Source organism: Gillisella vitis, assembly GCF_001541345.2.
In the GTDB taxonomy this organism is placed as follows: domain Bacteria; phylum Pseudomonadota; class Alphaproteobacteria; order Rhizobiales; family Rhizobiaceae; genus Allorhizobium; species Allorhizobium vitis.
Map to the genome: position 1 here is coordinate 53,535 of NZ_LMVL02000009.1, position 17,039 is coordinate 70,573.

The 17,039-nt window shown below is 59.9% G+C and carries 18 protein-coding genes; 5 read left to right on the plus strand and 13 right to left on the minus strand.

Annotated features, from left to right (window positions below; translation table 11 throughout):
• Positions 1 to 55: 55 nt before the first annotated feature.
• Complete coding sequence (locus ASB66_RS23355; RefSeq protein WP_060716490.1) at positions 56 to 829, minus strand: DeoR/GlpR family DNA-binding transcription regulator; 774 nt, start codon at positions 827 to 829, stop codon at positions 56 to 58.
• Between the two features lie 391 nt (positions 830 to 1,220).
• On the opposite strand from ASB66_RS23355, the gene ASB66_RS23360 reads away from it, so the two are divergent.
• Together ASB66_RS23360 and ASB66_RS23365 are read left to right on the plus strand one after the other, a co-directional pair.
• Positions 1,221 to 1,406 carry a hypothetical protein gene (locus tag ASB66_RS23360; protein WP_197433256.1) on the plus strand — a complete coding sequence of 62 codons (186 nt, stop codon included), beginning with the start codon at positions 1,221 to 1,223 and terminating at the stop codon, positions 1,404 to 1,406.
• 14 nt (positions 1,407 to 1,420) lie between these two features.
• Entirely contained in the window at positions 1,421 to 2,179 is a 759-nt protein-coding gene (locus tag ASB66_RS23365) for an amino acid ABC transporter ATP-binding protein (protein ID WP_060716491.1), read from the plus strand.
• A gap of 194 nt (positions 2,180 to 2,373) precedes the next feature.
• Here the strand turns inward: ASB66_RS23365 and trbI are convergent, their stop codons facing one another.
• Genes trbI through traI form a run of 12 tightly spaced genes read right to left on the minus strand, consistent with a single transcriptional unit; the run spans position 2,374 to position 12,678 of the window.
• Positions 2,374 to 3,681, minus strand: coding sequence for an IncP-type conjugal transfer protein TrbI (trbI, locus tag ASB66_RS23370; protein ID WP_060716492.1), 1,308 nt, complete (start codon positions 3,679 to 3,681; stop codon positions 2,374 to 2,376).
• 14 nt (positions 3,682 to 3,695) lie between these two features.
• Positions 3,696 to 4,172, minus strand: a complete 477-nt coding sequence (gene trbH / locus ASB66_RS23375) for a conjugal transfer protein TrbH (RefSeq protein ID WP_045025162.1) — start codon at positions 4,170 to 4,172, stop codon at positions 3,696 to 3,698.
• Complete coding sequence (trbG, locus tag ASB66_RS23380; protein ID WP_114386965.1) at positions 4,172 to 5,026, minus strand: P-type conjugative transfer protein TrbG; 855 nt, start codon at positions 5,024 to 5,026, stop codon at positions 4,172 to 4,174. Before trbG ends, trbH begins: the two co-directional genes overlap by 1 nt.
• Positions 5,027 to 5,043: 17 nt before the next feature.
• Positions 5,044 to 5,706 carry a conjugal transfer protein TrbF gene (locus ASB66_RS23385; protein ID WP_060716494.1) on the minus strand — a complete coding sequence of 221 codons (663 nt, stop codon included), beginning with the start codon at positions 5,704 to 5,706 and terminating at the stop codon, positions 5,044 to 5,046.
• A gap of 14 nt (positions 5,707 to 5,720) precedes the next feature.
• On the minus strand, positions 5,721 to 6,917 hold the full coding sequence (gene trbL, locus ASB66_RS23390) for a P-type conjugative transfer protein TrbL (RefSeq protein WP_060716495.1): 1,197 nt from the start codon (positions 6,915 to 6,917) through the stop codon (positions 5,721 to 5,723).
• On the minus strand, positions 6,911 to 7,129 hold the full coding sequence (trbK, locus tag ASB66_RS23395) for an entry exclusion protein TrbK (RefSeq protein WP_060716496.1): 219 nt from the start codon (positions 7,127 to 7,129) through the stop codon (positions 6,911 to 6,913). The genes trbL and trbK overlap by 7 nt, the downstream gene beginning before the upstream one ends.
• Positions 7,126 to 7,890, minus strand: a complete 765-nt coding sequence (gene trbJ, locus ASB66_RS23400) for a P-type conjugative transfer protein TrbJ (RefSeq protein WP_409050128.1) — start codon at positions 7,888 to 7,890, stop codon at positions 7,126 to 7,128. The genes trbK and trbJ overlap by 4 nt, the downstream gene beginning before the upstream one ends.
• 16 nt (positions 7,891 to 7,906) lie before the next feature.
• The gene (locus ASB66_RS23405) at positions 7,907 to 10,375 is read right to left on the minus strand and encodes a conjugal transfer protein TrbE (RefSeq protein WP_114386958.1); all 2,469 of its coding nucleotides are present in this window, start codon (positions 10,373 to 10,375) and stop codon (positions 7,907 to 7,909) included.
• 10 nt (positions 10,376 to 10,385) lie between these two features.
• Complete coding sequence (locus ASB66_RS23410; RefSeq protein WP_045023373.1) at positions 10,386 to 10,685, minus strand: conjugal transfer protein TrbD; 300 nt, start codon at positions 10,683 to 10,685, stop codon at positions 10,386 to 10,388.
• The gene (trbC, locus tag ASB66_RS23415; protein WP_060716499.1) at positions 10,678 to 11,085 is read right to left on the minus strand and encodes a conjugal transfer pilin TrbC; all 408 of its coding nucleotides are present in this window, start codon (positions 11,083 to 11,085) and stop codon (positions 10,678 to 10,680) included. The genes ASB66_RS23410 and trbC overlap by 8 nt, the downstream gene beginning before the upstream one ends.
• Positions 11,075 to 12,046 carry a P-type conjugative transfer ATPase TrbB gene (gene trbB, locus ASB66_RS23420; RefSeq protein ID WP_060716500.1) on the minus strand — a complete coding sequence of 324 codons (972 nt, stop codon included), beginning with the start codon at positions 12,044 to 12,046 and terminating at the stop codon, positions 11,075 to 11,077. The genes trbC and trbB overlap by 11 nt, the downstream gene beginning before the upstream one ends.
• Positions 12,043 to 12,678, minus strand: coding sequence for an acyl-homoserine-lactone synthase (gene traI, locus ASB66_RS23425; protein WP_060716501.1), 636 nt, complete (start codon positions 12,676 to 12,678; stop codon positions 12,043 to 12,045). Before traI ends, trbB begins: the two co-directional genes overlap by 4 nt.
• A 364-nt stretch (positions 12,679 to 13,042) precedes the next feature.
• Here traI and repA point away from each other — a divergent pair, with 364 nt between their 5' ends.
• The 3 genes from repA (at position 13,043) to repC (ending at position 17,034) form a co-directional block, all read left to right on the plus strand.
• A complete protein-coding gene (gene repA / locus ASB66_RS23430) occupies positions 13,043 to 14,260 on the plus strand; it encodes a plasmid partitioning protein RepA (protein WP_060716600.1) in 1,218 nt (405 codons plus the stop codon).
• Between the two features lie 229 nt (positions 14,261 to 14,489).
• A complete protein-coding gene (gene repB, locus ASB66_RS23435) occupies positions 14,490 to 15,500 on the plus strand; it encodes a plasmid partitioning protein RepB (protein ID WP_060716502.1) in 1,011 nt (336 codons plus the stop codon).
• 214 nt (positions 15,501 to 15,714) lie between these two features.
• On the plus strand, positions 15,715 to 17,034 hold the full coding sequence (gene repC / locus ASB66_RS23440; RefSeq protein WP_060716503.1) for a plasmid replication protein RepC: 1,320 nt from the start codon (positions 15,715 to 15,717) through the stop codon (positions 17,032 to 17,034).
• The last annotated feature ends 5 nt before the right edge of the window (positions 17,035 to 17,039 follow it).

The window sequence follows — 17,039 nt, forward strand, 5'->3', positions numbered from 1 at the left end:
CAATCAATGCCCATCGAACTCTGTTCGAGGATGGACGCACACCGAGCGTGGACCCTCACGTTGCAATCACGAACTTCTTGCGCAGCTTCTCTGGAGCGGTGTCGATCATCGACTTGGCGCCCGCATCGGTGACGATGACGCTGATGTCTTCGATCTTTGCTGCCACCGACAGACTGGACTTTGTGAACTTCGAATAATCCGCCACGACGATGACACGCCGGGAAACCTCGATCATGGCGCGAGCGATACTCGCGTTCACGGGCGTTGAGGTGCAGATCAAACCACGATCTATGTCGATCGACGCCGCGTTAAGGATAAGCTTGTCGACATTGAACTGGCGAATGAACTGCTCCGCCAGCGGCCCCCGGAAAGAGCGGTTCGCTTCGGAATATTCGCCTCCTACCGAGTAAATGCTCTGCCTTTCGGCACGCGTCAGTTCGGCAACAATGTCGAGGCCGTTGGAAATGAATGTGAGGGTGTTGCGTCCAGCGAGGTGCTTGGCGACTTCCAATGCTGTCGTGCCTGCATCAAGAAGAACAGTGTCGCCATCGACAACCATCTCAGCCACGGCAGCGGCAATGGCCGCCTTCTCGGTCTGGTTTGAGACGGCACGGGCGGCGTTGGATGCGTCCATCGCGACCTGGTTGATATTGACGGCGCCGCCGTGCGTCCGGCGCACCAATCCGGCCGCTTCCATCTCGCCAAGGTCACGGCGGACAGTCGCGACCGAGATGTCGAGGTGCTCCGTCAGTGTACGAATATCCACGAAATTACGCGTCCGCAGCAGGTCGACAATTTTCGCTTGGCGATCTTCCGCTTGGGTCAACACGCGTTTCCTCCTCGTCCGTATGTGATGCTTATCGATCAATCGTGAGCGATATCTACCTCCCGTAGATGACAGCTATATGACAGCTTTGTTGGCTTTTGCATAGTAAATCTGCTGACGAATTGAATTAATTGTGTGCTGCATCGCACAAATCCTGCTGTATGTTGAGCGAAATCGATCATAAAAGGCAAATCAGGCTGATGGTGGTTGTGTCGTCAGGTTGCCCGAGATCCAAAGCTTCGGGGCAGCACCCCGGGATTGACGCCTATCCTATGCTACCGGGTCAGTTCTCAGTGGCAATCAACACTTAAGGCATATCATCTTACCCCAGTGCATCAAACGAATGCTTCCTCCATGGATGAACTGGTTTGCTTTGTTGACACTGATGACCCCAATGGCAGCTATTCTTGGTGTTCATGAAGCACTTGGAAACACGCAAGCGGCTATGGAAGCCGCCGGCTCACGCCCGGAGTTTCTGGTGCCCTTCTATCTCTTCCTCATGACGATCTTCTTCGCCTTCATCTATCCATTTTCGGTTTTCACGCGCCGTCTCGAACGGCGATTTGGGACCGGCTCGTAACGGAGTCGTTTGAAATGAACACCTCTACAAATTGGTCGCCCGACAAGCCGATCGTCGCTCTCCAGGACGTGCACAAGTCTTTCGGCACGTTCGAAGTCTTGAAAGGCATCACGATGGAGGTGATGAAAGGCGAGGTCGTCTGCATCATCGGGCCGTCAGGATCCGGGAAATCGACGCTGATCCGAACGATCAATGGTCTCACGCCGGTCACGAAGGGATCTGTAAAGGTGGAGGGGCAAGAGGTCCACGACGCAAACCTGGACAAGTTGGCCCTCCGCCGTAAAGTTGGCATGGTATTTCAGCAGTATAATCTGTTTCCTCATCGCACAGCGCTTCAAAACTTGATGATGGCGCCGACGCTGGTCCTTGGTGAAAAGCGAGGCGAAGTCGAGAAACGCGCGCGCTCTCTTCTTGCTAAAGTGCGTCTCGAAGGGAAAGCCGATGCCTATCCGGCCGAGCTGTCCGGCGGGCAGCAGCAACGTGTGGCGATCGCCAGAAGCCTCTGCATGCGTCCTGACGTCATGCTGTTCGACGAAGTGACTGCTGCATTGGATCCCGAGATGGTCAAGGAGGTCCTCGTTACCATCAAGGAACTGGCGGCCGAGGGCATGACCTGCGTACTTGTTACCCATGAGATGGGTTTCGCTCGGGAAATATCCGACAGGGTCTATTTCACGGATGCCGGTCGGATCGTAGAGAGTGGTCCGCCAGCTCAGCTTTTTGACCACGCGCAGGACCTGCGGACGAAAGAGTTTCTTTCCAAAGTTCTTTAGGTGTCGATCGGTCGGACCGCTGCTCTTGCGTTTTGTTCGATCAATGGTCGCCCAGAGCTCGGAGGACTGCGTCACCATCGTTGATCTTAAGCAGCGCTGCGGTGGGCGTCTACGCAATTCGAGCGGTTGGGTACTTTTCTACACGGTGTTGTTTTGCCTGAACACAGCAGACTTGTTGGGACTGGACACGTGTCTCATCGATATGCTCCCGGGAAAACAATGTCCTGATCGACCAGCACATTGAATTTGTAGCCAGGCCGGATCTCGAGCGTCGGCTGCACGTCCATGTTTCTCTGGATGGTCCGGTCAGCGACACGACCGAAGGTTTCGGCGAAGTTCCGACGCGCCGCATCGGAGGCCGTATCCTGCGTCGCCAGTGTCGAACTCTCGGGCACGGCCATGTCGATCCCCGTGCCGATCACCGCAATAAGGACGGCCGAACCAAACGTCTGGAGCCACTTCCGATCCACCTTATCGCGGAAACCGCTGTAGCCCTGCGCGTCCGTCCCGGACATGCCGCCGATCTGGAGCGTCGAGCCATTCGGGAAGATGATGTCCGTCCAGACGACGAGCACACGGCTCTGGCCGAACGACACCTTGCTGTCATAGCGGCCGAACAGTTTCGTTCCCTGCGGGATCAGGAGGCGGTGTCCTGTCGCCGAGTCATAGACGTTCTGGCTTACCTGGGCAGTGATACGCCCGGGCAGGTCGGAGTTGATCCCGGTGATCAATGTCGCGGGAACGACCGAGCCACGTTTGAGTTCGTAAAGCGACTGCTGGGGGACGACACGGTTCGGAAGATAACCGAGCTCCTTGAGGTCGGCATTGAAGAAATCCTCCTTCGTCTTCTGGCCGTTCGGATCAACATTTTGCCCGGCGAGACCCGCACGAAGAGCGGCGGCGTAGAGGTCGGATGCTCCGGGAGCCGTTGCCGTGGAAACCTCGTTAGTCGTCCCGGCCGTGTCGTTTGCATTAGCTCCCTGCCTGTCAAACTTGCCGCGGTCGATAGCGATCGGTGAGTCATAGGCGGCGTCATTGGCCTGCAGCCGGGCCATTCTCTGGCGCTGCCGCTCACGAAGATATTGCTCTTCCTGCTCGCGCTGCAAGCGGGCGCGCCAGACCTGTTCAGATTCCAGTTGCGGTTCCGTCCGCGCATCTTCCCTTTGACCGGGCTGAGGTGTGAATGGATTGACGGAGCGCTTCTCCTCTTCCCTCTCGACCGGCGTCGGCTGCAGCGTCGTCACCTGCTGCGGCTCGCCGATGATGCCGTCGGAAACGCCGCGCTTGATCTGATCGGCGAAGGTTGACGCCGGATTGCCGGAGCTTGTGTCCGGGCCGGTGTCGCGGAAATACAGTCCGCGTGAGGTCAGGCCGTAGAAGATGACGGCTAGAAAGACGACCACAAGCACGATCACGACGATGATCGGCATGCGGTTGATCCGGCGCATGCCGGAGCCCACCTCCTCGTTTTTAGAGCCGCCGAGCTTGAGCGATTGAACCATGACCGCCCTCTCCACTAACCGCGTTGCATGACCGAGAGCGCGCTCGCCGGCTGCGCGCTCATCGTTGTGACGGTATAGGCGCGGCCGAGTTCGACGCTGTTGGTCGACAGACGGGCGAGCACTTGCCCCTCGAAGGGAATGACGACATAGGCGAGCGGCACGGTGCGCGTCGTGCCATCCGTCTTCTGGTCGGTCACGACCGCATAACCCCATCCCTTGAGGGACGCCTCCAACGCTTGCCCGAAGGGCGAGCCGTCCTGCTTCAGCGAGACGGTCGCGGTACCAGGACCGATCTGCTCGGCGAGCCTGCTCACCATGTCGCCGGCAATGGCGCTGGCCGCCGGCCCCGAGATCTCGGCAGGGGCATTGCTGGAGCTCAACCCGTCCGTCCCGGCGGATTGGCATCCGGAAAGGAGGAGGGCGAGGGCGCAGGTGGCAGCGAGGCTGCGGAGGGGGCGCAAGGGGTGCGTGCGGGAGGGCAGGCTTGGCATCACCGCCCTCCCCTTTTGATTGTCACCTTCTCCTGTTTCCAGCCGACGCCGGAAACGAGAACCGCGCGATCGACGTGATAGTCGACCACCATCATATCGCCCTTCATCCGGTAGTTGACGATGCGGTTCTGACCGCCGGAGACGACAAACAGCACCGGCGCGTCCTGGCCGGAGATCGAGCGCGGGAACTGGATATAGGTCTTTTCCCCGTCACTATAGACCCGTGTCGGCCGCCAGCCGGCATTGCCGGAGACGGAATAGGAGAAATTCAACTGCTCGGCCGGTACGCCGGCGCCGGGGATCGTGCTCGCCTCCATCCGTGCATTGATGTCGGCGACTTTGTTGGACACGTCTTCCGGATATTCGAATCCGACGCGGGCCATGTATTGTGTCTGATGCGACTTGAGCTGGATGTGATAGGTGCGGCGCGAGGTCGTCACCACCATCGAGGTGACGAGGTTCGGCTCTGATGGCTTGACGATCAGGTGGATCGCCTGCCCACCCGCAGCACCTGACGTCGCCGGCTCGACCTTCCACCTTACGGTGTCGCCGACGAGGACGTCGCGCACCACTTCGCCGCCCTGAAGCTCGATGTCGCACACCTGCAGCGGCGAGCAGACGACGGAGGGCTGCACCTCGCCGTAAAGGAAGATCACCTTCCCGTCCGGTCCTTTCGTGACAAGTCCGCGTGAGCCGCGCCACTGAGTGGAAATCCCCATCCCCTTCGCCTCATTGGCGGTGACGCCATCGGCTGCGAGCGCGCGTGAGGAAAGAGAAGCCGACAACGGCACGAGAGCAACGACGATCGTGGCAGCAGTCAGCGTGGCCGAAAAACGTCTCAGTCGAATGTTCATGTTCGAGGCCATGCCTTTCAAAGCTGCGCGGTCCAGTCGAGATCCCTGAGATAGAGTCCGATCGGGTTAAGCCGGATGACGCCCTCGTCCTGCGGCGGTGTAAGCGTCACGGTAGCAATCCCGCGGAACCGGCGCGTGGCTGTCTCTTTGCCGCGGCGATCGCGCTCGAACTCGGTCCAATCGATCTGGTAGGACTGGTTCGACAGCGCGACGATGTTGTTGACCTCGACGGCGACCGTTGCGTTCTTCGCTTTCTCGAAGGGCGACGAGGAGCGAAACCAGGCGTTGACCTTTTCGGTCGCAGGATCCGAGGTGCGGAGCAGCGCATAGGTGCGGTCGATATATTGTTTCTGCACGACCGCATCCGGCGACACCGACCGGAAGTTCGAGACGAAACTGCCAAGCGTGGCGCGCACCACGCGCGGATCGGCATATTCGATCTGCTGCGGGAACCCGGCGCTTGAGGCCGTGCCGAGCTTGTCGACCTCGACGATATACGGCACCAGCTTGACCTGCGTGCTCTGGTAGAGAGCGTAGCTGAAGCCGATCACCGCCATGGTCATCCCGGTGACGCCGACCAGGCGCCAGGCCGCGGCTGCCTTCACATAGGAGCCGTAGCGCTCGTTCCATTCCGTTCTCGCAGCGATATAGGGATTGTCGGGCGGGGTGCGTCCGGCCATGTGCGGTCAGCCTCTTACTTGTTTTCGTTGACGGGTGGAGGCGGAGGAGGCGCCGAGGGCCTGCCGGATTGCCGGGTCTGATCAAGCTTGGCGTTTGCAAGACCGAGCAGTGAGCCGGCATAGGCGCCGGGCGATCCGATTGCTTTTTCCCTTGCTGCCGAACCGACTGCGCTGCTCGCGCCGCCGATGCCAGCTTCCATGCCGCGCATGGCGGCAGAGCCAAGTGACGCTCCCCCTGCCCTTGCGGCGCTCGCCGCCTGAAAACCTTTGCTGGCAGCGCCTGCCGTGAGGAAGGCGGCGCCCGCCGCGAACGAAGCCGCCTGCCCGCCATGCCGGATCGCCTCCATGCCGCCCGAGACCGATGCTCCCTGGACGACGCCCTGGATGATCGGCGGGACATACATGGCGATGATGAACACGACGACGGAGATGCCGGCGATGCCGATTGTGGTGATGAACTGGTCGGAGGTCGCCGTCGGCGCTTCGGCCAGCCCGATCAGGATGTCGGAACCGATCTTGGCGATCATGACCAGTGCCATCAGCTTCATGCCGACGGAGAAGGCGTAGACGAGGTAACGGACCGCGAAATCCTTGGTATAGGAGCTGCCACCCAAACCGAGCATGATCATGCCGGCCAGCAGTCCTACATACATTTCGACCATGACAGCGACGAAGATCGCTGCGACGAGCGAAAAGGCGACGACGACCACGATCATTGCAAAGACGGCGGCGATCGCCAGTGCGTTATCCTCCCAAAGCCCGAACTTCGCCTGTTCCGACATTTTGGAGGCTACGCGGATACCGGCATCGAAAATGTTGGCCGGCGAAGCGGAGCCCCCGCCGGCGCCGATCTGGAACAGGCTGTCCACCACCGCCTTCGCGAGCGCAGGGGCGCGATCGAGGATGAAGGCGAAGAGACCGATGAACATGATCCGACGCACGAGCTCGGCGAACCAGGCGTCGAGGCTTGCCGCATTGATCGCCAGCCACACGGCTGCGATGCCGATCTCGATCCCGGCGAGGATCCAGAACAGGGAGCGCGCCGCGTTCATGATCGTCGTCTCCCAGCCCTTGGCGGCGGTGACGACCTGGTTCTCCAAGGTGGTGAGCACGGAACCCTGTTGGGCGAGCGCCGGCGCTGTCGCGAGAGCTAGGATCGCGACGACGATGAATGCGGTTTCGAGCTTGCGGGACGGGCGAATGACTACCATCGCGGCTTCATTTCCTGCCCGCCACGCACGTCGCGATCCGGGTCGCCCCCGAAGAAGCGCTCCCGGTGCTCACGGTGCGCTGCGCCAAAACGCGACGTCCCGGCCGGTGTTTCAGTCGCAGCATCCGGTTGGACCACCACCCAGACGATCATGCCGGCTCCGAAGGCGACGACACCCGCGACTGCGAGGGCGATGATGATACGCGGGCTCACCAGCGGGGCTCCATAGTCTGCCCGCCGCGGATGTTATTGGTTGGCGCGTTGAAGAATTTCTCGCGCCGGGCCTGGGCAAGATCCTTCTGTGCCTGTTCCGACTGGAACCATGTTCCCATCATCGTGGTCTGCTGTGACACCAGCCCGCGCAGCTTCTGCATCTGCGCCACCTGCTGCGTTGCGATCTGGTGCCCGACCTGCAGGGCCTTCATCTGGCCGTCGGCGCTCTCCGACATCGAGCGCAGCGAGGACATGGTGGATTCCTCGCTGGAAAACTGCTCGGCCGTGAGGTTCGCCGCCTTCAGCGTGCCGGCGATCGTGTCGCGATTGGTGTCGGACCAGTTCTGATAGGTCGTTGAGAAGCTCTGGCCGTCCGGCAGGTTGCTCTTCATGTCGGCGAAACTCTGAAACCGCTGGTTCAGGACGTCATCGACGTTGCCCATCGAAAACGCGACGCCCTGCCCTTGCGCGACGATGTTCTGGAGCTTGTTGAGGTCGTTCTCGACCTGACCCCAGATATGGTTCGGCAGCTGCGCGGTGTTCTGCAGCAGGTTCTTGTAGATGTTGATCTGGTTCTGGATCTGCTCTGCAAGCTGGCTGATCTGGGTGATCTGATTGTTCACCTGCTCGGCCGACTTGCCGACAAGACTGATGAGCTCCGCATTGTTGGCGAGTTGCGTCCATTCGGTTGCCTGTCCGGTAACGCCGCCGGCAAAGGCCGGAACCGGGAGAGCGACCGGGATCATGATGGCCGTGATCATAGCGGCGCGCGCCGCTTCAAGCGGCCTGGAAAAGTGTTTCGGCATGGGCGATCCCCCTTTGCTGGAGCCAGTGCTTGGGCCAATCCGCCCCGTGTTCGAAGTGAAGGGCGCGGATGCGCTTCAGGTCCTCCTTGCCGGAAGCGCCGACGAAGGAAAGCGCCACGGGACCAAGCGACATATCGAACAGCCGGCGGCCCTCGGGGGAGGCGACGTAATATTCGCGTTTCGGCAGTGCGGTGGCGACGATCTCGATCTGCCGTTCGTTGAAACCGATGCGCTCATAGAACTCGCGCGTCCCTGGCTCGCGTGCCGCGCCGTTGGGCAGACATATTTTGGTCGGGCAGGATTCCTTCAGCACGTCGATGATCCCGGAACGCTCGGCGTCCGAGATCGACTGGGTCGCGAGCACTACGGCGCAGTTGGCCTTGCGCACCACCTTCAGCCATTCCCTGATTTTGTTGCGGAACGTCGGATGACCGAGCATCAGCCAGGCCTCGTCAAGAATGATAAGGCTGGGCGCCCCCGTCAGCCGCTTCTCGACCCGCCGGAACATATAGAGCAGGACCGGTACGAGATTGCGCTCGCCCAGATTCATCAGCTCCTCGACCTCGAAGCACTGGAAAGCGCCGAGCGCCAGCCCGTCCTGCTCTGCATCGAGCAACTGGCCCATCGGTCCATCGACCGTGTAGTGATGCAACGCGTCCTTGATCTCGCGCATCTGCACGCCTGAGACGAAATCCGAAAGCGAGCGGCCGCGGGATTCCGCCATCAGGGCAAGCTGCCGGGAAATGGCGTTGCGATAGTCAGGCGTGACCGTGACGCCCTGCAGGGCGACCAGCGTCTCGATCCACTCCGCCGCCCAGGCACGGTCGCCGTCGGACGCGAGTTCGGCGAGCGGGCAGAAGGCTAGTCGTGGCGAGTCCCTCTCCCCTCCTTCGGCCGCGTCCCCGCCGATCTCGTAGTGATCACCGCCTATGGCGAGCGTTAGCGGCAGCATCGACCGCCCCTTGTCGAACGCAAAGATCTGCGCATCCGCATAGCGTCGGAACTGCGCCGCGATCAGCGACAGCAAAGTCGATTTGCCCGAACCGGTCGGGCCGAAGACCAGCGTGTGTCCGACGTCATCGACATGGAGGTTGAGCCGGAACGGCGTCGAGCCGCTGGCGACCTGCATGAGCGGCGGCGATCCCGGCGGGGAGAATGGGCATGGCGCGACGGGGCTTCCCGACCAGACCGAGTTCAGCGGAATGAGGTCCGCGAGATTGCGCGTGTTGACGAGCGGCTCGCGGATATTGGCATAGGAAACTCCCGGCAGACTGCCGAGAAAGGCATCGGTCGCGTTCAGCGTCTCGATCCGGGCGCCGAATCCTTCGGCCTGGATCAATCGGCGGATCGCCTCGCACTTTTCCTGAAGCCGTTCTTGCTGTTCATCGAACAACACGATGACCGGCGTGTAATATCCATAAGCGACGAGCTGCGACGATGCCTCGGCGATTGCGTCCTCCGTCTCGGCGACCATCATCATCGCATCCTGATCGAGCGAGCGGCTCTGGGTCTGGAAAAGCTGATCGAAGAACGGACGGACCTTCTGCTGCCATTTCTTGCGGGTGCGCTCCAGTTTCTGGCGTGCCTCCTGCTCGTCGAGAAAAACGAAGCGCGACGACCACCGATAGGTGAGCGGCATCAGGTCGAGGCTGTTCAGGATCCCCGGCCAACTCTCCGCGGCTAAGCCGTCAATGGCGACGACGCCGAGGAATCGGCTCTCGACCGTCGGCGTCAGGCCGTGCTGGAGTTCAGCCGTGACCAGCCAATCGAGGTACATCGGGATATCCGGGAGCCGGACCGGATGGTTCTCACCGGTAATGCAGAAGCGGATGAACTGGAACAGCTCGTCATAGCGGGCGATCCGGAAGCCGCCGCGTTCTTCGGTTTCGCGCGTCACCATGCGGCGGATGGAGACGACATTGGCGAGGTACTGTTCGACCTCGCGGATGGAGGTCCGGAAGCTCTCAAGCGCCGTGTCGGCATAGGTGGCCGAACGGCTGGCGGTGTCAGAATAGACGTAGCGCGCCAGGCCGGAGCGCCGAGGCTCGGGCGGCCGCCAGGTCAGGATCAACGCGTGCCGGCTCTCGAAATGCCCGCTCTCCCGCTCGAAATGAGTCCGGCGCTCGGTATCAATCGCACGCGTGACGGGATCAGCAAAGTGGCAGGCGTCGTCTGCCGGATAGTCGATCGTCGGAACCCGCAAAGCCTCGACCTGGATCATCCAGCCCGAACCCAGCCGCGACATGATCATATTGATCTGCCGCGACACCTCGTTGCGCTCTGCATCCGTCGAGCTTTCGCTGTCCGGGCCGGCAAAATACCAGCCGGCCATCAGTGAGCCGTCCTTCAGAAGGATCACGCCATTGTCGACCAGGCCCGCATAGGGAACCAGATCGGCGAATGACGGTCCGGAGTGTCGGAAGAGGTTCAGTGCCACCATGTCCGCCTCTTCAGAACTTGCGCCACGGCGTAGAGGTCGGCCGGTAGAGAGATCGATAGGACACGTGCCGCAGATATACGCGGCGCATCAGCGGATCAGTCTTCGCCATCATACGAAGGGCAGCGACCGCGATCAGCCAGATGGCCACGCCGAACAGTGCGGCGTACCAGGTCAGCACCACGAAGATCAGGATCACGGCGGTAAGGCCGGTGAGCAGCACCAGTTCGCGGTCGGCGCCCATCAGCAGGTTCGGGCGTGACAGCGCTCGATGGACCCGTGAGCGGGCGAGGTTGGAGCCCGGTTCAGCCATGAGCCCCCTCCCCTTCCGGTCGAGGTGCCGCCGACATCTTGACATTCCCAGACGCGGGTCGGGCCTCGAACTTGCCGATCGAAGCGCCTGTCGCTCCGAAGAGAGCGACGATCTGGGTCGCGCCGAGAAGTACGCCGCCCACGAGGGCGACGTAGCAAAGCCTCCTTGCGAAATCATTCAACTCGCCCCCGAAGATCAGCATTGCGCCGGCGATCGCCACCGCTGCGAGGGCGATGAAGCCGGCCACCGGTCCCGTGATCGACTGCTGGATTTGCTGGAGCGGAGATTCCCACGGCAACCCACCCCCGCCCGAAGAGGCGAAGGCTGGGTCCGCCAGATTGACGCAGAAGACAACGGCGAACGCCGCAAGTGCAATGGCAGTCTCGGTCTTACGCGACATGGCTGTCCTCATCGATCTGGGCGTAATGTTCGGTCTGGTAACGGGAGTTGGTGAAGCCCTCGACATGGATCACTTCGCGAACCCGTCTCCCCTTCCCCGTTCGTTCGATCGAGACGATCAGATCGACTGCCTCGCCGATCACTTCCTGCATCGGCTGCTGGCTCGCTTCTGCTGTCAGCTGTTCCAGTCGACGGAGAGCGGACATCGCCGTGTTCGAGTGAATGGTGGTGACACCGCCAGGATGGCCGGTATTCCACGCCTTGAGCAGTGTAAGCGCCGCCCCGTCGCGGACCTCGCCGACGATGATGCGATCGGGCCGCAAGCGCATCGTGCTCTTGAGCAGGCGGGCCATGTCGATCGTTTCACTTGTATGGAGCGCCACGGCGTTCTCGGCCGCGCACTGAATCTCGGCGGTGTCCTCCAGCATGACGATCCGATCGTCCGGCGCATTCGCGATGATTTCGGCAATGACGGCATTGGCGAGCGTCGTCTTGCCGGAGCCAGTACCGCCGGAGATCACGATATTCATGCGAGACGCGATTGCGCTGCGCAGAACCGACGCTTGCGCCTCGGTCATGATCTTGTGTTTCAGATAGTCGTCGAGCGGGATCAGGCGTGAAGCACGCCGGCGGATCGTGAAGCTCGGCCCGGAAACGACCGGCGGCAGCAAACCCTCGAAGCGGTGACCGCCGATCGGGAGTTCGCCAGAGATGATCGGTTGCTCGTCGTCGGCCTCTGATTGTAGTGCGTGGGCGACGCTGCCGATGATAACTTCTGCGGCGGCGGGGCTGAGTTGGCCAGCCGGGGCCATGCCATGACCCAGGCGCTCAATGAAGAGCTTGCCATCGGGATTGAGCATGATCTCGACCACCATCGCATCATCAAGCGCGACGCAAAGCTGATCGCCGAGGGCGTCCTGGAGTTTCCGGACCAGACGCGAATGGGAGCGCAACTGGGTCACGCGGCACTCCTGATCGCTGCCACGTCGATCCGGGGGATCGAATGATAGCCCGGTGGGCAAACCTGCCGGAAGCTCGTCCTATCTGCCGGCAGGCTGCCCGCAATGGCGATGGTGTTGCCGATTGCGACCGGTGGGCCGAGCCGTTGCATTGGCCAGCCCGCCCGCTTCAGGATGCGCTCGAAGCGAAGATCGGTCGCGGTGACGATCTCGTTGTAGCCATTGGCCATAGACCATTCGATGATGCCGGCGAACAGGGTGAGCGTGGCGACATGCAGTTGGCTTGCGTCCCTCCGCGAGACAAGCGCGGTATCGACACAGAAGCGCGAGCTCTCGACCATCCCGGAATGCGCGACGAGCGAACCCGTTTCGAGGAGTTGCGGAAAAGTCTGCTCCAGCATCGTAGGGCCGAAAGCCGGAAGAAGACGGGCGCAACCTGCGACACGTCCACTATCGGTAATCGCCAGAAGGTAGGTCGGCTTGTAACCATCGTACTGGTCGCGCTCTTGCCCGGCTGTAATGGAGACTTCCCATTCCAGGCGGCCGCCGAACACCGTCGCGCGAAGACGGTGCATTTGTTTGAGGAAGCTTCGACTACGTTCGTATTGGTCCGGCGAGACTGTCAGTATCTGCATCACGATCTCCACATGAACAGGTCATGCGAACAAAAAATCATCTCGCGGCGCGTGTGCCTACGTGCAGATTTGCACCTGAGGTGATTCTACCGAGTCGGTGTTCCAGGGCATAGAATGCGAGTGGGTGAGAACGGCTAGATGCCGACAAGGTTGTGCAAATCTGCACGTGGTGACACGTCGCACAGAAGGAGGGAATCTGTCTAACTAACAGATAGCATTTGAAGAATCGGCATTTTTTATGATTTCGATTGAAACGTGTTTAACCTTTCATTAACCAAAAACGTCTTGCAACCTCACACGCATTGGGTAATCGTCACGGATAAATGGCAATACGCGCCAATTAACCGTGACAAGAGATTACACCGTGAGCAAAGCCGCTGCCATATCCCGAAATGATCGCCCGTCGGTAGATGTTACCATTGGTGAGCATGCTGAGCAGCTCAGCTCTCAGCTTCAAGCGATGAGCGAGGCTTTGTTTCCTCCGACGTCGCACAAGAGCCTTCGCAAATTCACCTCGGGTGAAGCCGCACGCTTGATGAAAATATCTGACTCAACGCTTCGAAAGATGACGTTGGCAGGCGAAGGCCCCCAGCCTGAGCTTGCCAGCAACGGAAGACGCTTTTACACGCTCGGTCAGATAAACGAGATCCGGCATATGCTCGCAGGTTCGGCTCGTGGACGCGAAAGCATCGAGTTTGTGCCTCATCGCCGCGGTTCTGAGCATTTGCAAGTCATTGCCGTAACCAACTTCAAAGGCGGCTCCGGGAAGACGACGACGTCGGCTCATCTTGCACAGTATCTGGCGTTGCAAGGTTACAGGGTGCTCGCAGTCGATCTCGACCCGCAGGCCAGTCTTTCAGCACTCCTCGGCGTTCTGCCAGAAACTGATGTCGGTGCGAACGAAACGCTCTATGCGGCTATTCGGTATGACGAGACACGTCGTCCGTTGCGAGATGTGATCCGACCGACGTATTTTGACGGTCTTCATCTGGTTCCTGGAAATCTCGAGCTCATGGAGTTCGAGCATACCACGCCGAAAGCCTTGACTGATCGTGGTACACGCGACGGATTATTCTTTACTCGCGTGGCCCAAGCCTTTGACGAGGTGGCCGACGATTACGATGTCGTGGTCATTGACTGCCCTCCTCAGCTTGGGTTTCTGACGCTCAGCGGGTTGTGTGCTGCAACATCAATGGTAATCACCGTACATCCTCAGATGTTAGATATCGCTTCCATGAGCCAGTTTCTCCTCATGACACGCGACCTTCTGGGCGTCGTGAAAGAGGCGGGTGGCAATCTTCAATACGATTTCATACGCTATCTCTTGACGCGCTATGAGCCCCAGGACGCGCCGCAGACGAAAGTGACGGCACTACTGCGCAACATGTTCGAGGATCACGTCCTTACAAATCCAATGGTTAAGTCGGCAGCGGTGTCTGATGCCGGTTTAACCAAGCAGACGCTCTATGAGATAGGGCGAGAGAACCTTACGCGGTCGACATACGACCGGGCGATGGAATCTTTAGATGCGGTGAACTCGGAGATCGAGGCTTTGATCAAGATGGCGTGGGGGCGGGTCTGATGAAAGGCTTTGCGTTCCTCACAGGTCTGTTGGGAGCTCCCAACCGAGAGGTGTTGAGTCGCCCCTTGGACATGGGGCACTGGAGAAACCGGAGAAATTTGAGACAACGATGCATGCCAATCGCTAATTGGCCAGGGTGCAATTGTCTTCTCTTGTTGGGAGCTCCCAACCAAGCGCATTTGCAATCAAAAATGCGACGCCACGACGCCAAACCCAAGAGGCCAATAACATGAGCCGCAAAGACGCAATCGATACCTTGTTCCTCAAGAAGCAGCCTGCAACCGATAGAACAGCAGTCGACAAGTCAGCCGTTCGTGTTCGTACAGGCGCGATTTCGGCCATGGGTTCGTCTTTGCAAGAGATGGCCGAGGGAGCAAAAGCTGCAGCTCGGCTGCAGGATCAACTGGCTGCGGGCGAAGCCGTCGTGTCCCTGGATCCATCAATGATCGACGGGTCTCCGATCGCGGATCGGCTGCCCGCGGACGTGGATCCGAAGTTCGAGCAGCTTGAGGCGAGCATTTCGCAGGAGGGGCAGCAGGTACCGATTCTTGTCAGGCCGCATCCTGAGGCTGCCGGTCGATATCAAATCGTATATGGAAGGCGGCGACTGCGCGCGGCAGTAAATCTGCGGAGAGAGGTTTCTGCAATTGTCCGAAATCTCACGGACCGTGAACTAGTCGTGGCCCAGGGCCGAGAAAATCTTGACCGTGCTGACCTTTCCTTCATTGAAAAGGCTCTCTTCGCCCTGCGCCTCGAAGATGCGGGTTTTGATCGGGCCACCATCATTGCCGCGCTTTCCACTGACAAGGCCGACCTCAGCCGTTACATAACTGTTGCCAGAGGCATACCGCTGAACCTCGCCACACAAATCGGTCCAGCGTCGAAAGCGGGTCGATCGCGTTGGGTCGCACTTGCCGAGGGGCTTGGGAAGCCCAAGGCAACAGACGCAATCGACGCGGTGCTTGAGTCGGAGCAGTTCAAGCACTCAGATAGCGATACCCGCTTTGCCCTCATTTTCAATGCCGTTTCAAAGCCGCCCGCTAAGGCTCCAAAAAAGGTAAGGGCCTGGAGCACGCCAAAGGGGAAAAAGGCTGCGACGATCCGACAAGAAGCCGGACGAACGGCTCTGGTTTTCGATGAGAGATTGGTGCCAACTTTCGGCGAATATGTCGCTGACCAGTTGGATGGCCTGTACGCCCAATTCATTGAAACAACAGGAGGAGGCAAGCTCGACCAATAGCCAGGATTTCATCCAATTCAAAGCTTCGCTCGATTGAGATGGACTGGCTCTCACCGCAAAAGAAAAAGGCCCCCGAAACGGCGTTCCGGAAGACCTTCTCTGTAGTCTCGCAGCTAAGAGAATCGCATTTCCAGGAATCGTAGTCAAGGGTCCCGTGAGGGAAAGCGTCATTTCGACGGGCGGATTTCTATTGCCTAACAAAAGGTAAAAGGAAATGCAGACGCATATTTCAACGACGTCCTTTGGGCGGCGGCCGATGACACTCGGCCATATTGCAAGCCAGATGGCAGCAAAAGCGGTCGCATTGGACGCTGTCGCCCACAAATGGCAGGTCTTCCAGCACATCCGTGAATCCCGGGAACAGATCGGAGCCACGGACCGCTCACTCTCGATCCTGAACGCGCTGTTGACGTTTTACCCGGAGACCGCCTTGACTGGTGGCGCCGAACTGGTCGTATGGCCTTCTAACGAGCAGCTGATGGCTCGCGCAAACGGCATGCCTGCCACGACACTGCGCCGGCATCTTGCCGTACTGGTTGACTGCGGGCTCATCATTCGCCGCGACAGCCCCAACGGCAAGCGGTTCGCCCGCAAGGGAAGGGGAGGGGAGATCGAGCAGGCCTACGGCTTCGATCTGTCGCCAATCGTAGCGCGGGCCGAAGAGTTCCGAGATTTGGCCCAGGCGGTGCAAGCTGAAAAGAAGGCTTTCCGGGTGGCGAAGGAGCGATTGACTCTTCTTCGCCGCGACATCGTCAAAATGATCGAAACTGGCATTGAAGAGAGCGTTCCGGGAAACTGGGGAAGAGTTACACAGACCTATCAGGGGATCATCGGCCGCCTGCCGCGCTCTGCACCCCGTCAGCTTATAGAGAGTATTGCCCAGAAACTTCAGGAACTCTGCGCTGAGATCCGTGACGTATTGGAATCGTTTACGAAAACAATGAATCCGGACGCCAATGAGTCCCATTCCGGTCGTCACATACAGAATTCAAAACCAGACTCTAAATCTGAATCTGAACACGGCTTTAGAGAAATAGAAGAAGCGTGCGGCGGCGTTGCGGAAACCGACAACGTGCGGAGCTTGCCGAAACGCGAGCTGCCTTTGGGAATCGTGCTGGATGCCTGCCCCGAAATGCAGGAACTGGCCCAGGCAGGGACAATCCGGCACTGGCGCGACTTGGTGGCGGCGGCTGACCTTGCCCGGCCGATGCTGGGGATTAGCCCCAGCGCCTGGCGGGAGGCCCGAGAAACCATGGGTGAGCAACACGCGGCGATCACGCTGGCGGCGATCTATCAGCGGGCCGGTCAGATCAACAACGCCGGCGGCTATCTGCGCAGCCTGACCGATCGGGCCAGGGACGGGAAGTTTTCGACCTGGCCGATGGTCATGGCGTTGCTACGGACGAAGCTGGACGAGCAGAAGAATGCAGCCAGCGTCGGAAAACCACGAACGGATGAGGATGCAGAAGACGATAGCCGCGTCCACGTATCGGATTCGCTGCTGAAAAGCCTGCAGAAGCCGAGGTCGTGGTGATCTCC

What these genes read in the sequence shown, in the direction of transcription:
- trbL (WP_060716495.1), bottom strand. Translation starts at nt 6,917, where the DNA reads ATGGTAGTCATTCGCCCGTCCCGCAAGCTCGAAACCGCATTCATCGTC.
- ASB66_RS23360 (WP_197433256.1), top strand. Translation starts at nt 1,221, where the DNA reads ATGGCAGCTATTCTTGGTGTTCATGAAGCACTTGGAAACACGCAAGCG.
- ASB66_RS23385 (WP_060716494.1), bottom strand. Translation starts at nt 5,706, where the DNA reads ATGGCCGGACGCACCCCGCCCGACAATCCCTATATCGCTGCGAGAACG.
- ASB66_RS23365 (WP_060716491.1), top strand. Translation starts at nt 1,421, where the DNA reads ATGAACACCTCTACAAATTGGTCGCCCGACAAGCCGATCGTCGCTCTC.
- trbH (WP_045025162.1), bottom strand. Translation starts at nt 4,172, where the DNA reads ATGCCAAGCCTGCCCTCCCGCACGCACCCCTTGCGCCCCCTCCGCAGC.
- repC (WP_060716503.1), top strand. Translation starts at nt 15,715, where the DNA reads ATGCAGACGCATATTTCAACGACGTCCTTTGGGCGGCGGCCGATGACA.
- ASB66_RS23405 (WP_114386958.1), bottom strand. Translation starts at nt 10,375, where the DNA reads ATGGTGGCACTGAACCTCTTCCGACACTCCGGACCGTCATTCGCCGAT.
- trbC (WP_060716499.1), bottom strand. Translation starts at nt 11,085, where the DNA reads ATGTCGCGTAAGACCGAGACTGCCATTGCACTTGCGGCGTTCGCCGTT.
- trbI (WP_060716492.1), bottom strand. Translation starts at nt 3,681, where the DNA reads ATGGTTCAATCGCTCAAGCTCGGCGGCTCTAAAAACGAGGAGGTGGGC.
- repB (WP_060716502.1), top strand. Translation starts at nt 14,490, where the DNA reads ATGAGCCGCAAAGACGCAATCGATACCTTGTTCCTCAAGAAGCAGCCT.
- trbG (WP_114386965.1), bottom strand. Translation starts at nt 5,026, where the DNA reads ATGAACATTCGACTGAGACGTTTTTCGGCCACGCTGACTGCTGCCACG.
- trbJ (WP_409050128.1), bottom strand. Translation starts at nt 7,890, where the DNA reads ATGATCACGGCCATCATGATCCCGGTCGCTCTCCCGGTTCCGGCCTTT.
- traI (WP_060716501.1), bottom strand. Translation starts at nt 12,678, where the DNA reads ATGCAGATACTGACAGTCTCGCCGGACCAATACGAACGTAGTCGAAGC.
- ASB66_RS23410 (WP_045023373.1), bottom strand. Translation starts at nt 10,685, where the DNA reads ATGGCTGAACCGGGCTCCAACCTCGCCCGCTCACGGGTCCATCGAGCG.